This is a genomic window from Ruegeria sp. BG5 (genome assembly GCF_056538425.1).
The window spans coordinates 48,115-61,412 of record NZ_JBQFTC010000004.1 but is presented as its reverse complement, the minus strand read 5'-3'; the positions used below and the strand labels follow the sequence as shown (position 1 = coordinate 61,412).

16 protein-coding genes are annotated in these 13,298 nt (G+C 59.5%); 9 read left to right on the top strand and 7 right to left on the bottom strand.

Going from position 1 to position 13,298, the window contains the following annotated elements; genetic code table 11:
• Nucleotides 1-7: 7 nt before the first annotated feature.
• The 4 genes from ybeY to miaB form a co-directional block, all read right to left on the bottom strand.
• On the bottom strand, nucleotides 8-502 hold the full coding sequence (gene ybeY, locus ACR0KX_RS13790; protein WP_170454439.1) for an rRNA maturation RNase YbeY: 495 nt from the start codon (nucleotides 500-502) through the stop codon (nucleotides 8-10).
• A gap of 35 nt (nucleotides 503-537) precedes the next feature.
• Entirely contained in the window at nucleotides 538-1,560 is a 1,023-nt protein-coding gene (locus ACR0KX_RS13785; RefSeq protein WP_170520443.1) for a PhoH family protein, read from the bottom strand.
• Nucleotides 1,561-1,696: 136 nt separating this feature from the next.
• A complete protein-coding gene (locus ACR0KX_RS13780; protein ID WP_480580062.1) occupies nucleotides 1,697-2,461 on the bottom strand; it encodes an outer membrane protein in 765 nt (254 codons plus the stop codon).
• 184 nt (nucleotides 2,462-2,645) lie between these two features.
• Entirely contained in the window at nucleotides 2,646-3,965 is a 1,320-nt protein-coding gene (miaB, locus tag ACR0KX_RS13775) for a tRNA (N6-isopentenyl adenosine(37)-C2)-methylthiotransferase MiaB (RefSeq protein WP_170454444.1), read from the bottom strand.
• 122 nt (nucleotides 3,966-4,087) lie between these two features.
• Here miaB and ACR0KX_RS13770 point away from each other — a divergent pair, with 122 nt between their 5' ends.
• Nucleotides 4,088-4,951: a glycosyltransferase family 2 protein gene (locus ACR0KX_RS13770; RefSeq protein WP_480708517.1), complete on the top strand. Its 864-nt coding sequence runs from the start codon at nucleotides 4,088-4,090 to the stop codon at nucleotides 4,949-4,951.
• A 70-nt stretch (nucleotides 4,952-5,021) separates the two neighbouring features.
• On the opposite strand, the gene ACR0KX_RS13765 is transcribed toward ACR0KX_RS13770, so the two are convergent.
• Nucleotides 5,022-5,819 (bottom strand): phytanoyl-CoA dioxygenase family protein, encoded by a 798-nt coding sequence (locus ACR0KX_RS13765; protein ID WP_170623837.1) that lies wholly within the window; start codon nucleotides 5,817-5,819, stop codon nucleotides 5,022-5,024.
• A gap of 84 nt (nucleotides 5,820-5,903) precedes the next feature.
• Here ACR0KX_RS13765 and ACR0KX_RS13760 point away from each other — a divergent pair, with 84 nt between their 5' ends.
• Nucleotides 5,904-6,800 (top strand): LysR family transcriptional regulator, encoded by an 897-nt coding sequence (locus ACR0KX_RS13760; RefSeq protein WP_170623839.1) that lies wholly within the window; start codon nucleotides 5,904-5,906, stop codon nucleotides 6,798-6,800.
• Between the two features lies 1 nt (nucleotide 6,801).
• On the opposite strand, the gene irrA is transcribed toward ACR0KX_RS13760, so the two are convergent.
• Nucleotides 6,802-7,221 carry an iron response transcriptional regulator IrrA gene (irrA, locus tag ACR0KX_RS13755; protein ID WP_170454458.1) on the bottom strand — a complete coding sequence of 140 codons (420 nt, stop codon included), beginning with the start codon at nucleotides 7,219-7,221 and terminating at the stop codon, nucleotides 6,802-6,804.
• Between the two features lie 211 nt (nucleotides 7,222-7,432).
• On the opposite strand from irrA, the gene fabA reads away from it, so the two are divergent.
• From fabA to ACR0KX_RS13735, 4 genes are read left to right on the top strand one after another with little or no spacing between them, the layout of a single operon-like run.
• On the top strand, nucleotides 7,433-7,942 hold the full coding sequence (gene fabA, locus ACR0KX_RS13750) for a bifunctional 3-hydroxydecanoyl-ACP dehydratase/trans-2-decenoyl-ACP isomerase (RefSeq protein WP_170326986.1): 510 nt from the start codon (nucleotides 7,433-7,435) through the stop codon (nucleotides 7,940-7,942).
• A gap of 32 nt (nucleotides 7,943-7,974) precedes the next feature.
• The gene (gene fabB, locus ACR0KX_RS13745; protein WP_170623841.1) at nucleotides 7,975-9,204 is read left to right on the top strand and encodes a beta-ketoacyl-ACP synthase I; all 1,230 of its coding nucleotides are present in this window, start codon (nucleotides 7,975-7,977) and stop codon (nucleotides 9,202-9,204) included.
• Between the two features lie 5 nt (nucleotides 9,205-9,209).
• A complete protein-coding gene (locus ACR0KX_RS13740) occupies nucleotides 9,210-10,001 on the top strand; it encodes an enoyl-ACP reductase FabI (RefSeq protein WP_170454462.1) in 792 nt (263 codons plus the stop codon).
• A gap of 59 nt (nucleotides 10,002-10,060) precedes the next feature.
• Nucleotides 10,061-10,234, top strand: a complete 174-nt coding sequence (locus ACR0KX_RS13735; protein ID WP_170454464.1) for a hypothetical protein — start codon at nucleotides 10,061-10,063, stop codon at nucleotides 10,232-10,234.
• Between the two features lie 8 nt (nucleotides 10,235-10,242).
• Here the strand turns inward: ACR0KX_RS13735 and ACR0KX_RS13730 are convergent, their stop codons facing one another.
• A complete protein-coding gene (locus ACR0KX_RS13730) occupies nucleotides 10,243-10,671 on the bottom strand; it encodes an FKBP-type peptidyl-prolyl cis-trans isomerase (protein ID WP_170623842.1) in 429 nt (142 codons plus the stop codon).
• A 126-nt stretch (nucleotides 10,672-10,797) separates the two neighbouring features.
• Here ACR0KX_RS13730 and ACR0KX_RS13725 point away from each other — a divergent pair, with 126 nt between their 5' ends.
• Genes ACR0KX_RS13725 through ACR0KX_RS13715 form a run of 3 tightly spaced genes read left to right on the top strand, consistent with a single transcriptional unit; the run spans nucleotide 10,798 to nucleotide 13,282 of the window.
• A complete protein-coding gene (locus ACR0KX_RS13725) occupies nucleotides 10,798-11,484 on the top strand; it encodes a haloacid dehalogenase type II (protein ID WP_170454468.1) in 687 nt (228 codons plus the stop codon).
• Nucleotides 11,484-12,311, top strand: coding sequence for an alpha/beta fold hydrolase (locus tag ACR0KX_RS13720; protein ID WP_170454470.1), 828 nt, complete (start codon nucleotides 11,484-11,486; stop codon nucleotides 12,309-12,311). The genes ACR0KX_RS13725 and ACR0KX_RS13720 overlap by 1 nt, the downstream gene beginning before the upstream one ends.
• Complete coding sequence (locus ACR0KX_RS13715) at nucleotides 12,308-13,282, top strand: threonine/serine dehydratase family protein (RefSeq protein WP_170623844.1); 975 nt, start codon at nucleotides 12,308-12,310, stop codon at nucleotides 13,280-13,282. Before ACR0KX_RS13720 ends, ACR0KX_RS13715 begins: the two co-directional genes overlap by 4 nt.
• Nucleotides 13,283-13,298 lie beyond the last annotated feature (16 nt).

The following is a 13,298-nucleotide window of genomic DNA, read 5'->3' as shown; positions in this document are numbered from 1 at the left end:
ACCCGCTTCATCCATTATATGGGTTATCGATACCCAGTTTGCCAAGTATCTCGACCTCAACAGCCTCCATCAAGGTGGCATCCGGGTCACGAATGTGATCATAGCCCAGCAAATGCAACATTCCGTGAATGATCAGATGTGTCACGTGATCATCTGTGGATTTCCCCGCCTCGGCAGCCTCGCGCGCGCAGGTGTCATATGAGATCGCGATGTCGCCCAACGCAATTTCGCCAGTGAAATCCGGATCGGGCCGGTCGGGTTTGCCGCCCGGCTCCTCGGCGGCAAGATCCTCGGCGGGCCAGCTGAGCACATTCGTGGGCGTGGGTTTGCCCCGGAACTCAGCGTTGAGCTGTGCGATGCGGTCGTCATCGCAGCCCAGAACGCTGATCTCGCAGATTTCGGCGTCCAACGCGCAATACTCCAGAACCGCCGCAATTGCTGGCTTGGTCAACGCCTCCAGCCCCTGCCAACGCGCATCTTCGATTGTTACTTCCAGGTTCATATTGTCAGCCCAAAGCCCCGTTTCGGGGCCATGGATCAACCTGTCTCACGGCCCGCATCGGCCTCATACGCTTCGATAATGGCGGCGACAAGCGGGTGGCGCACCACATCCTTGGACGTGAAGTAGTTGAAACTGATATTTGGAATGGTCTTCAGCAGACGTTCGGCATCGGCCAGCCCCGATTGCACGCCGCGCGGCAGATCGACCTGCGACCGGTCGCCGGTGATGACCATGCGGCTGCCCTCGCCCAATCGCGTCAGGAACATCTTCATCTGCATCGTCGTGGCGTTCTGCGCCTCATCCAGCACCACAAAGGCGTTGGCCAGCGTGCGACCGCGCATGAACGCCAGCGGAGCGATCTCGATTCGCTTTTCCTCGATCAGTTTCGCCAGCTGCTTGCCCGGCAGGAAGTCGTTCAGCGCGTCATAAAGCGGCTGCATATAGGGATCGACCTTGTCCTTCATATCGCCGGGCAGATAGCCCAGCTTTTCGCCCGCCTCGACGGCAGGACGGCTGAGGATGATGCGATCCACGTGTCCCCCAAGGAACATCGACACGCCAACGGCCACGGCCAGATAGGTCTTGCCGGTCCCCGCCGGCCCGATGCCAAAGGCCAATTCGTTGTTGAACAGCGATTGCACATAGGCTTTTTGCGCATCCGTGCGCGGCTCGACCAGTTTCTTGCGCGTCTTGATCTCAACCGCGCCGCCCTTGAACATCTCAAGCTGATCGCCGTCGCGACTGCCCGTGCCCTGTTCGGAATTGCCCATGCGCAATTCGCGGTCCACATCGGCGGCTTCGACGTCGCGGCCACCCTCCAGACGGGCATAAAGCGACTGCAAAACCTCAATCGCCTGCTTCTGAGCATCCTCTTCGCCCATCACAACCAACTGGTTGCCACGGCGCACGATCTGCACGGACAGCTTGTGTTCGATGTCGGTCAGATTGCGGTCATATTCGCCGCAAAGATCAATCAACAAACGGTTATCGGGAAACTCTACAAACGCCTCGCGCTGGGGCATTTCATCTTGCGGTGGGGTCAGGGCACCGATGGCCAATCCGTTCTCCTGTCTTGGCGTTTCACCCCGAGCGTAGACAACAAATCTTGGTGGGCGCAAGCCACAGATTCAAAAATTCCGATTCGGATGACAAAACCGCCAACCGGCCAGCACGAAAGGACATCAAGGACCCGTGTCAGAACGTGTAGTTGAGGCCAAATTTCAGCCCCTGATATCCGGGCGTGGATTTGGTGGAAAAGTCGGATCCGAGATCCACATCGCGCGAGTCGAAGCGGATATATTCATACTCTCCGGTGATCGACCAATTGTCGTTCAACTTATGCTCGGCCCCGATACTGGCCGAGAATCCTCCACGGCGGTCCGAGTCTTCAAACGACTGGCTGGCGAATTCGGACGAGATACTGCTGGTGGTTTCGATATCGCCCCAGACATATCCAACGCTCACGAAATACAGGATACGTCCGCTTTTGTTGGTCAGGCCATTTCGCAGGCGCACGGACAGCACATTCGAAATCTCGGTTCCGCCGCGCACCGTATCGCTGCCGATTTGCGTTGAGACAGTGTCGTCCAACGAGCCGAAATTGTAGCCAACCTCGAACCCGTAGACATAGTCTCGACCCAGGCTTGTCGGGACAACGCCCCGCCAACCGCCGCGGATTTCACCGTAAGATCCGCTAACGTCCTGTTCGCCAATCGCAAAAACATCGGTACTGGTCCTCAGGCCAAAGCGATCATCGCCGCCCGATCCGTAACCTGCCCCCAATCCAAGGTAGAACGCTTGGACATCGCTGCTGTAACGCAACGGGCTGACCACATCCGGTTCGGTGATATCCCCGATCACATCCCCCGCCATGGTCGCACTGGCCAGAATGGTCACGACCGAGGCCACCGGCAAAACACGCCAGGGACCCGGTATTTTCAATGCCCTAAGAACTTCCACTCGTACCCTCCATCACACGTCGACAAGGCCTGTGATTCGACGCCCAACGACAATTGAAAGACGCTTCCATATTCGTCTGTCAAAAATCTGACCTTCGTCGGAACATAGTTCCAAGCAATAAATCAAGGGTAAATTTTGGAAACAAACACCACAATTGGCCATTCATCGACGGATAATCGTCAACCTAAAGCAGTTCACCCGCCAGCGAATTTGCCCCCGATTCGGTGATGCGAACGTCGCGCAGATCTCCAACCGCTATTTCAGGGCCCTTGACGTGAACCGAATGCAGATACTCGGATTTACCCACCATCTGCCCGTCAAGACGCCCGGATTTTTCGAACAGGACACGCACCGTCCGGCCCACCATCGCATCCTGAATTTCGCGTTGATGGCGCGTGATCAAGGCCTGCAAGCGCTGTAAACGATCATCGGCCGCATCCGGATCCACCTGCGCCCGCTCTGCCGCCGGAGTACCCGGTCGGGTCGAGTATTTGAACGAATAGGCATAGCCGTATTTGACCTGCTCAACCAAATCCAGCGTCGCCTGAAAATCCTCTTCGGTTTCTTCCGGGAATCCGACGATGAAGTCACCCGACATAACGATATCGGGACGCGCCGCCCGGATACGCTCGATCAGGCGCAGATAGCTTTCAGCCGTGTGGCTGCGGTTCATCCGTTTCAATATCCGGTCGGAGCCCGACTGAACCGGCAAATGCAGATACGGCATCAGTTTCTCGCAGGTGCCATGCGCCTCGATCAGATCATCCGCCATGTCGTTGGGGTGCGAGGTGGTAAAGCGGATACGCTTCAGCCCATCAACCTTGTTCAACTCCCAGATCAAACCCGCCAGCGTCATGTCGCCATTTTGGCCCGCCCCGTGATAGGCGTTGACGTTTTGACCCAGCAGGGTGATTTCGCGGACCCCACGTTCCACCAGATCCTGCGCTTCGCGGATGATACGATCCGCCGGGCGGCTGACCTCGGCCCCGCGGGTATAGGGCACGACGCAAAAGGCACAGAACTTGTCGCAGCCTTCCTGCACTGTCAAAAACGCCGTCGGGCCGCGCTTGGCCTTGGGGCGGTTCTTCAGCTTCTCGAACTTATCCTCTTCGGGGAAATCCGTGTCCAGCGCCTTGGCCCCGGTACGGGTCTTGGCCTCCATCTCGGGCAAGCGGTGATAGCTTTGCGGGCCAACCACCAGATCGACCAGCGGTTGACGCCGCATGATCTCTTCGCCCTCGGCTTGCGCCACGCACCCGGCAACGCCGATCTTCAGATCGGGTTTCTCGGCCTTCAGCCCCTTGAACCGACCCAGTTCGGAATACACCTTCTCGGCCGCCTTTTCCCGGATGTGACAGGTGTTCAGCAGAATCATATCCGCATCGTCCGCCGACTTGGTCTCGACATAACCCTGCCCGCCCAGCGTCTCGGCCATGCGCTCGCTGTCATAGACGTTCATCTGACAGCCATAGGTCTTGATAAACAGCTTTTTCGGTTCGGACATGGATCGGGCCTTTGCAGTCGCTGGATCGGCGTCATCTATATGCTTCGAACGCCGCTTGCAATGCGGGCGCAATTACCCGAATTTGGCGGAACTTTCCAGCAAGGCGCGAACGAAAACAGGCGATGCAGTACGAATCCCTCGATACCTTCCTGAAATCGGGTCAGACCGCCCTGCGCAAAGGTCCCGTCGCGCTTGTCTTTGCCGAGGATGAGGTCGAGGTCGAAAGCACGCTGCACCACCACCTGAGCCTCGGGTTCAAATCCGTGATCGCCTTCATGCCCGCCGAGTTCGATCTGAGCGCGGCCATCAGCGAACAGGTGCATCGCGTTACGTTGAAATGCGCCCCGGGGTCTGTTGTCTTCGACACGGTCAACCGCATCACAAAGGCCGCGCCGGGTGTCTGGCTATACTATTGCTACAATGCCGAATATCTGTTCTATCCGTTCTGCGAGACCCGCAGCATTGGCGAGATGCTGGCCTTCCATACCGAGGAACGCCGCGCGTCGATGCTATGCCATGTGATCGACTTGTACGCGGATGATCTGACGCAATTCCCCAATGGCGTCGCCCCGAACAGTGCCATGCTCGACAGTACCGGTTACTATGCCCACACCCGCCACGACGCGACGGGGCAACCGCTCGACCGTCAACTCGACATGTCCGGCGGTCTGCGCTGGCGGTTCGAGGACCATATCCCCTATGAACGACGCCGCATCGACAGGATCGCCCTGTTCAAGGCCGAAAAAGAGCTGACGCTTCAACCGGACCACACATTCAACCAGCCGGAATACAACACCTATTCCTGCCCCTGGCATCACAACCTGACGGCTGCGATCTGCTCGTTCCGCGCTGCAAAAGCCCTCAAAAGCAATGCGGGCTCCACCTTCGACATCCCCAGCTTCCGCTGGCGCAACTCGGTTCCGTTCCAGTGGCGGTCAGATCAGTTGATGGAGCTGGGTCTGATGGAACCCGGCCAGTGGTTCTGATCTGCTCTTCATCTGGCCAAAAATATCCCGGGGGAGTCGCGGCTTGCCGCGGCGGGGGCAGAGCCCCCCATCAGCGTTGCAGCAAGACCGGGAACCAATCCTCGCGCAGGCGCTGACCCGGAACCATGTCATGCCCCGGAAATGGCGGTGAGGTCCGGCCCGGACGGTCCACATACCGCGCGTCATCCCCAACCAACCGCAATGAGAACGCCCTGCGGCGGCTGTCCGAATGATTGCCACGCGCACCGTGCAGCGTGCGATAGTTGAAGGCCACGGCGTCGCCCGGCTCCATCTCAAACTCAACAACCTTCATGCCCTCGGCATCCGGATCGGGAACGGGAATGTACTGACCTTCATCCGGAAAGAACCCCTCTTCACTGACCCAACGGGTCGGCAGAACCTCTTTCTCCCACCGATGCGATCCGGCAACGCAACGCAATGTGGCCTGTTTCACCGGGTCCAGCGGTGACCAGAAGCTGATGGTCTGCTGCCCTTCGACAAAGTAATACGGCCCGTCCTGATGCCAGGGCGTCGCCATCGAGGTGCCGGGTTCTTTGACCAGCACATGATCGTGGAACATCTGCACGCTGTTCGACTGCATCAGATCAGCCGCCACTTCGGCCGCCGGAGAATTCTCAATCACCTCGCGAAACTGCGGGATTCGGGTCCAGTTGCAGTAATCGTCAAAGAACAGGCCGGTCTGACCCTCTTTTCTGTTCTCCGAGGCATAGGGCCCAGGCTCTGCCATGTTCGCCGCCACGCCGTCGCGCAATTGATCCACGTGATCGGCAAACAGCCCTTTTATCAGGACAACGCCGTCGGTCTGGTAAGTGTCGATCATCTCTTTGGATACGAGGGGATGTGGCATGGCGACCTCCTTGATGTTTGCATCGGTTAAATGCCAACCATGTCTTCTGTTCAAATCATATCTTTGGAAGTTATAAATAACCTGATGTTATATATTTCCCTGCGCCAGTATGAATATGTCTGCGCCATCGGGCGTCATGGCAGCCTGTCTGCGGCGGCTCAGGCCCTCAATGTCTCGCAACCGGCGCTGTCCACTGCGCTGACGCGGGTCGAATCGCATCTTGGCTATCCTCTGTTCACCCGCAGGCGCGGGGCGGCCATGGCTTTGACGCCGCAGGGCCGCCGGTTCATCGAACAGGCACAAGGGTTGGTAAGCGCGGCGGCGGCGACCGAAGGCCCCTCGCCCGTGTCGCAGGGATCATCCCAGTTGAGGTTGGGCTGTTTCGTCGATCTGGCACCCTTCCATCTGGCCTCGGCGTTGCAGGCCCTGAAGGCGGTCATGCCGGATGTTGCTGTGTCCTACCGGGTTGAAAGCTTCGAGGGATTGCAGGACTGCCTCATCGACGGACAGATCGACATTGCCATCACCTATGATCTGGGCATGGATGCGGGTTTTGTCCGGCAAAAGCTGTTCGACTCAGTGCCTTGCGCCCTTGTCCCCCCAGATCATCCCCTGGCGTCGGCTGGAACTGTTTCGCTGGCAAGGTTAGCAAATGACCCCCTTATTCTGTCCAAGGAAGGCCTGTCCGCGCAGCATGTGCTGACCCTGTTCCGGCAAAACGGGCTGCACCCAACGGTCGCGCACAGGGCCGCAACGCTCGAGATTCAACGCAGCCTTGCCGCACATGGCGAGGGGATCGCGATCAGCTATGCCAGCCCTTCGAATGCGCTTAGCTACGACGCCAAGCCCTTGGTCAGCCTTCCGATTACAGACAAAGACGCGCCCGAGGCTGTCGTATTGGCCCGGCACGGGACAGGACCGGTCGATGCAACAGTCGCTCTGGCCGAGCAAACCCTGCTGGACAGACTAACGGCGTTTTAGGTTACTGCTTTTTGCGCAGGCGGATAACCACGTCGACCGAGGCGATCTCGACCCCTTCCGGGGCTTCGGGAAGGCGTTGAATGACCAGTTGCTCTGATGGCGCATCGCTCAGGCGGCCCTCGTCTTCCCAGAAGAAATGCGGGTGGTCATGCGTGTTGGTGTCGAAATAGCTTTTCGATCCGTCCACCGTGATTTCCTGCAAAACACCGGCGTCGCAAAACGCACGCAGGGTGTTGTAGACCGTCGCCAGCGACACTGCGTCGCCATTGGACTTGGCCGAGTCAAACAGGCTTTCGGCTGTCACGTGACGATGACGCCCGTCCCCAACCAGCAATTCGGCCAATGCCACACGCTGACGCGTCGGGCGCAAACCCGCGCCTTCCAACCAATTTGTCGCTATGTTCCGGCTCTGAGGTGTCACAAATCCGATACCCGTTCTTGCTGGTTATATATATAGGGTCGCTTGGTCAGGAATTTCAAATGAAATTCATTCGCAAAAACCTTGCGGGTGCAGGGAAAAGAGTGTCGCTGGAACACCATGACGTGGCCTGCCGCTCTTGCAGGACCTTGCATACGGGTGTTAGACGAGGCCAGATATAACGAACTGACCCCTGGCAGGAGAGGCGGCAAGAATGGCCCAATTCCCGAGCAGCTTTGACAAAGACGATCTGCTGAAATGCGCACGAGGCGAGCTTTTTGGCCCCGGCAACGCGCAATTGCCCGCCCCGCCGATGCTGATGATGGACCGGATCACCGATATTTCGGCAGACGGGGGTGCGCATGGCAAAGGCCATGTTCTGGCAGAGTTCGACATTACGCCCGATCTTTGGTTCTTTGACTGTCACTTCCCCGGCAACCCGATCATGCCCGGCTGCCTTGGTCTGGACGGCCTGTGGCAGCTGACCGGCTTCAACCTGGGCTGGCGCGGCTGGCAGGGGCGCGGCATGGCGGTCGGCGTGGGCGAGGTCAAGCTGACCGGAATGGTGCGCCCGGACCGCAAGATGCTGACGTATAAAATTGATTTCAAAAAGGCGATCCAGACCCGCCGCCTGACCATGGGCGTCGCGGATGGTATCGTCGAAGCGGACGGTGAAATGATTTACGACGTCAAAGACATGAAAGTCGTTCTGTCCGAAGCCTGAGCCTGACCGGCCCGAATGTAAGGAGCACGCACATGCGTCGAGTAGTTGTCACCGGTCTGGGGATCGTCTCCTCTATCGGCAACAATGCCCAAGAGGTTCTGGCCTCGCTGAAAGCTGGCAAATCCGGCATCGAAGCCAACGAACAGATGGTCGAACATGGCTTTCGCAGCCAGATCGCCGGAACGCTGAAAATCGACGTGGCCGAGCATGTGGACAAGCGTACCCTGCGGTTCATGGGCCCCGGCGCAGCCTATGCCCATATCGCCATGAGCCAGGCGATTGCCGATTCCGGGTTGGGCGAAGACCAGGTGGTCAACCCGCGCACGGGTCTGGTGGCCGGTTCCGGCGGGCCATCCACAAGCGCCATGCTGACGGCGCATCAGACGGTTCTGAAAACCGGCGCAACCAAGCGGATCGGGCCCTTTGCGGTTCCCAAATGCATGTGTTCGACGATTTCCGCCAACCTCGCGACTGCGTTCAAGATCAAGGGTATCAACTACTCTATCACCTCGGCCTGCTCGACGTCGCTGCACTGCATCGGCAACGCGGCGGAACAGATCATGCTGGGCAAGCAGGACGTGATGTTCGCAGGCGGCGGAGAAGAGCTGGACTGGACCCTGTCCTGCCTGTTCGACGCGATGGGCGCGATGTCGTCGAAATACAATGACACGCCCGAAAAAGCCTCGCGCGCGTTTGATGAACACCGCGACGGATTCGTGATCTCGGGCGGCGGCGGCATCGTCGTGCTGGAAGAGCTGGAACATGCGCTGGCGCGCGGTGCCAAGATCTATGCCGAGGTCACGGGCTATGCCGCCACCTCGGACGGTCACGACATGGTGGCCCCATCCGGAGAAGGCGGAGAGCGCGCCATGCGACTGGCGCTGGATACGCTGCCCGAAGGCCGCAAGGTGGGCTACATCAACGCACACGGTACCTCGACCCCGGTCGGTGACGTGGGTGAGGTCGAAGCCGTCCGCCGCATCTTTGGCGAAGGCAACGTGCCGCCGATTTCCTCGACCAAGTCGATGACCGGCCACGCCCAGGGCGCGGCTGGCGCGCTTGAGGCGATCTTCTGTCTGCTGATGCTGGACAACGACTTTATTACTCCGTCGATCAATGTCGACACACTTGCCGAAGGCATCCTGCCCGGTGAAATTGCAACGAAAACAGTTGAAAACGCAGGACTGGACAGTGTCATGACCAACAGCTTCGGCTTTGGCGGCACCAACGGATCCATGATTCTGTCAAAGTATAACGGGTGAATGTGATGTCGGAACTTCTAAAGGGTAAGCGCGGCCTGATCATGGGCGTCGCCAATGACCGCTCGATTGCGTGGGGCATCGCCAAGGCCATGCACGAAGCAGGCGCAGAGCTGGCATTCACCTATCAGGGCGAGGCATTCGGCAAGCGGTTGGCGCCGCTGGCCGAAAGTCTTGGCAGCGATTTCATGGTAGATGCGGATGTCACCGATGACGCCTCGCTGGATCGTGCCTTCGCAGAATTGGCCGCGCGTTGGCCCACGATTGATTTTCTGGTTCACGCAATTGCCTATTCCGACAAGTCGGAACTGGCGGGCCGGTTCCTGGACACCACACGGGCGAACTTCAAGCACTCGATGGACGTTTCGGCCTATTCCTTTGTCGAGGTCGCACGCCGCGCCTATCCAATGATGAAGGACAATGGCGGCTCGCTGCTGACACTGACTTACCAGGGGTCGAACCGCGTTGTTCCAAACTACAACGTCATGGGCGTCGCCAAGGCCGCGCTGGAGTCGGCAACGCGCTATCTGGCCAATGATCTGGGCCCCGAAGGCATCCGCGTGAACGCCATTTCACCCGGCCCGATGAAAACGCTTGCGGGTGCGGCCATCGGCGGCGCGCGCAAGACCTACAAGTTCTGCGACCAGAACGCACCGATGCGTTCGAACGCCACGCTGGAGGCTGTTGGCGGGACAGCGGTTTACCTGACATCTGACGCGGGTGCCTGCACATCGGGCGAGATTATCCGCGTCGATGGCGGTTTTCACGTGCTCGGAATGCCACAGCCCGATTTCATGTGACCATATCTTTCCCTGCCGCCGCCAAGATTTAACCATCTTTCAGCGGCAGGGATTGCAGCATGAGCAAATTTGACCAGATCATCGCAAGCAATGCCCGGACGGCCCGACGCAAATCGGGCTTCCTGAGCCAACGCGCCCGCGTGCTGTTGCTGACCCTGACCACTCTGCTGGTGCTGTTCGTGTTCTTTACGCAGCCGCAGGTGCGCGGCGCGATCGAAGCCCTACTGGGATAGCCCCACGATCAGTTGACCGAGACGACCTCGATCTCGAAGATCAGGTCCTGCCCGGCCAATGGATGGTTGGCATCCAGTGTCACGGTCGCCTCATTCGCCTCGACCACCATAACCGGCAGCGCCTGACCGTCCGGGGTTTGCATCTGCAACTGCGTACCGGGTTCAAGCGGAATGTCATCCGGAATGCCTTCCCGAGGAATAACCTGCCGCATCGCCGGGTTAATCGGGCCATAAGCGTCAACGCAGGCAATCTCGACCCGCTTTTTGTCCCCGACCGCCAGCCCCGGCATGGCGCTGTCCAGACCGGGGATGATCTGGCCCGAGCCCACGACAAACTCCAGCGGATCGCGCCCGTCCGAGCTGTCAAAGACGTTTCCGTCCAGCAGCGTCCCGGTGTAGTGGATGCGAACCGTGTCGCCTTGTTTGATGTCGGTCATTGGGGCCTCCGGGCCGTTTGGGAACTGAACGGCCAACCCTAGGGGCTTACACAATGATGTAAACCCTTCGCCCTTTAACGCCCTGCCCTTGTGTGCCAACCTGCGCCCGAATGTGGAGGGGAGCAGATGGCAATCACAACTTGTATCTTCGATGCCTATGGCACGTTGTTCGACGTGGCCGCAGCCGCCCGTCAGGCCGCATCCGAGCCCGGCTTTGAGGCATTGCGCGACACCTGGCCCGAGGTTGCAGGGCATTGGCGTCTGAAACAGTTGCAATACACCTGGTTGCGGGCCGTGGCCGATGCCCATGCCGATTTCTGGGATGTGACGCAGGACGGTCTGGACTGGGCGCTGGAAGCCGCCGGTTTGCAAGGGGATGCCAAACTGCGGCAGCGTTTGCTGGACCTGTACTGGGAACTGCAAGCCTACCCCGAAGTTCCGGCCATGCTGAAGGCGCTCAAGGATGGCGGCCTGCAATCGGCGATCTTGTCCAACGGCTCGCCCCCGATGCTGGAAGGCGCGGTGAAATCGGCCGGGATCGAGGGCGTTCTGGACGACGTGCTTTCGGTCGAAAGTGTTGGTGTCTTCAAGCCGCATGTCCGAGTCTACGATCTGGTGCAGGGCAGGTTCGGCTGCGCCCGCGACGAGGTCTTGTTCGTCAGTTCGAACGGCTGGGACGCTGCCGGGGCAAGCGGATACGGCTTTGTCACCGCATGGGTCAACCGCGCCGGGGAACCGATGGACCGGCTGCCCTGGACACCCGCACATGTGCTGTCCGACCTGACCTCGATCCCCGAACTGGCGGGGCTTTGATGCCTGATTTCACGACCTCAGACGGCAGGCGGCTTCATTTTGAGGATACAGGCTCCGGTCAACCGGTGCTGTGTCTGGCGGGATTGACGCGCAACAGCCGCGATTTTTCTTTTATGCAGCCGCACCTTGGCGACAAACGCCTGATCATGATGGACTACCGGGGGCGCGGGCAGTCCGATTACGATCCGGATTTCATGAACTACAACATCTTTCGCGAATCCCACGACGCGATCGAATTGCTGGATCATCTGGATGTGCCGAAAGCTGCGATTCTGGGCACGTCACGCGGTGGATTGATCGCCATGGCCCTTGCCGCCAGCCACCCTGAACGCTTGACGCATGTGATCCTGAACGATGTGGGCCCCGTGATCGAACCTGCGGGCATCGCCAAGATCATGGATTACGTCGGCAAGACCCCGGTTTCGAAAACCTATGACGAAGCCGCCAAGTCCCTGCAATCCGTGATGGAGCCGCAATTCCCGGGCGTTCCATACGAACGCTGGCGTGCGCAGGCCGAGATCCAGTACGCGGCAACCTCTGACGGCCTGAGCCTGCGCTACGATCCTGCCCTGCGCACGGCTTTGCTGGAACAGGCGGCTACCGGCGCGATCCCGGATATGTGGATGTTCTTCGACGCCCTGCGCGACATTCCAACAGGCGTGCTGAGGGGCGCAAATTCGGATGTTCTGGGTGCCGAGACGCTGACCGAGATGCACAACCGCCACCCCGGCTTGATTTCGGCCGAGATTCCGAATCGCGGGCACGTCCCGTTTCTGGATGAACCCGAATCCTTAGACATCATTCGCAGGGTCCTGAGTGTGACATGAGTACGATTGAACTGATCGAAGCCGCCGCTGAACGGCTGCATGGACATGCTCGGGAAACCCCGATTCTGACCTCGCCCTTTCTGGACCAGATCGCGGGTCGACGTGTTCTGGTGAAGCCCGAGTGCCTGCAACACACCGGCAGTTTCAAATTTCGCGGCGCGTGGTCGGCCATCTCGGCGCTGAAACCGGATCAACGGCAGCGCGGGGTGATCGCTTATTCCTCGGGCAACCATGCGCAGGGCATTGCCATGGCTGCGTCGAAACATGGCGTGGCGTCAGTGATCGTCATGCCCTCGGACGCGCCGCAGTTGAAGATCGACAACACACGTGCTTTGGGGGGCGAGGTGGTATTGTATGACCGCGCGAGCGAGAGCCGTGAAGAGATTGGCGAGGCTTTGGCCTCGGATCGCGGGCTGACCCTGATCCGCCCCTATGACGAACCTCAGGTCATCGCCGGCCAAGGCACGGTGGGCCTTGAGATCGCACGTCAGGCCAAGGCGTTGGGCGTTACTCAGGCTGATGTGCTGGTATGTTGCGGCGGTGGCGGTCTGACCTCGGGCATCGCGCTGGCGCTGGAGAAACACGCCCCCGACCTGCGCCCCCGCCCGTGTGAGCCCGAGGGGTTCGATGACGTAAAACGCTCTTTGGCAACGGGGCAGATCCAGAAGAACGCGGCGACCTCGGGCAATATTTGCGATGCGATTCTGACCCCGCAGCCGGGTGAAATTACCTTCCCGATTCTGAAACGCCTTTGCGGCCCCGGCCTGTCGATCACCGAGGACGAGGCGCTGCGCGCCATGGCCTTGGCCTTCCTACGCCTGAAAGTCGTGCTGGAGCCAGGCGGGGCCGTGGCGCTGGCATCGGCCCTGTTCCGGACAGACGAGATCGAAGGTGACGCCGTGATCGTGGTGGCATCCGGCGGAAACGCCGACCCGGAAGTATTTGCAAAGGCGTTGGAATTCCTGACCTGACAATCGCCACAGTTCT

Excerpts from the sequence above, each read along its gene's own strand:
- ybeY (WP_170454439.1), bottom strand. The coding sequence starts at position 502 with ATGAACCTGGAAGTAACAATCGAAGATGCGCGTTGGCAGGGGCTGGAG.
- miaB (WP_170454444.1), bottom strand. The coding sequence starts at position 3,965 with ATGTCCGAACCGAAAAAGCTGTTTATCAAGACCTATGGCTGTCAGATG.
- ACR0KX_RS13770 (WP_480708517.1), top strand. The coding sequence starts at position 4,088 with ATGCAGTACGAATCCCTCGATACCTTCCTGAAATCGGGTCAGACCGCC.
- ACR0KX_RS13765 (WP_170623837.1), bottom strand. The coding sequence starts at position 5,819 with ATGCCACATCCCCTCGTATCCAAAGAGATGATCGACACTTACCAGACC.
- ACR0KX_RS13760 (WP_170623839.1), top strand. The coding sequence starts at position 5,904 with ATGTTATATATTTCCCTGCGCCAGTATGAATATGTCTGCGCCATCGGG.
- fabA (WP_170326986.1), top strand. The coding sequence starts at position 7,433 with ATGGCCCAATTCCCGAGCAGCTTTGACAAAGACGATCTGCTGAAATGC.
- fabB (WP_170623841.1), top strand. The coding sequence starts at position 7,975 with ATGCGTCGAGTAGTTGTCACCGGTCTGGGGATCGTCTCCTCTATCGGC.
- ACR0KX_RS13740 (WP_170454462.1), top strand. The coding sequence starts at position 9,210 with ATGTCGGAACTTCTAAAGGGTAAGCGCGGCCTGATCATGGGCGTCGCC.
- ACR0KX_RS13735 (WP_170454464.1), top strand. The coding sequence starts at position 10,061 with ATGAGCAAATTTGACCAGATCATCGCAAGCAATGCCCGGACGGCCCGA.
- ACR0KX_RS13730 (WP_170623842.1), bottom strand. The coding sequence starts at position 10,671 with ATGACCGACATCAAACAAGGCGACACGGTTCGCATCCACTACACCGGG.
- ACR0KX_RS13725 (WP_170454468.1), top strand. The coding sequence starts at position 10,798 with ATGGCAATCACAACTTGTATCTTCGATGCCTATGGCACGTTGTTCGAC.
- ACR0KX_RS13720 (WP_170454470.1), top strand. The coding sequence starts at position 11,484 with ATGCCTGATTTCACGACCTCAGACGGCAGGCGGCTTCATTTTGAGGAT.
- ACR0KX_RS13715 (WP_170623844.1), top strand. The coding sequence starts at position 12,308 with ATGAGTACGATTGAACTGATCGAAGCCGCCGCTGAACGGCTGCATGGA.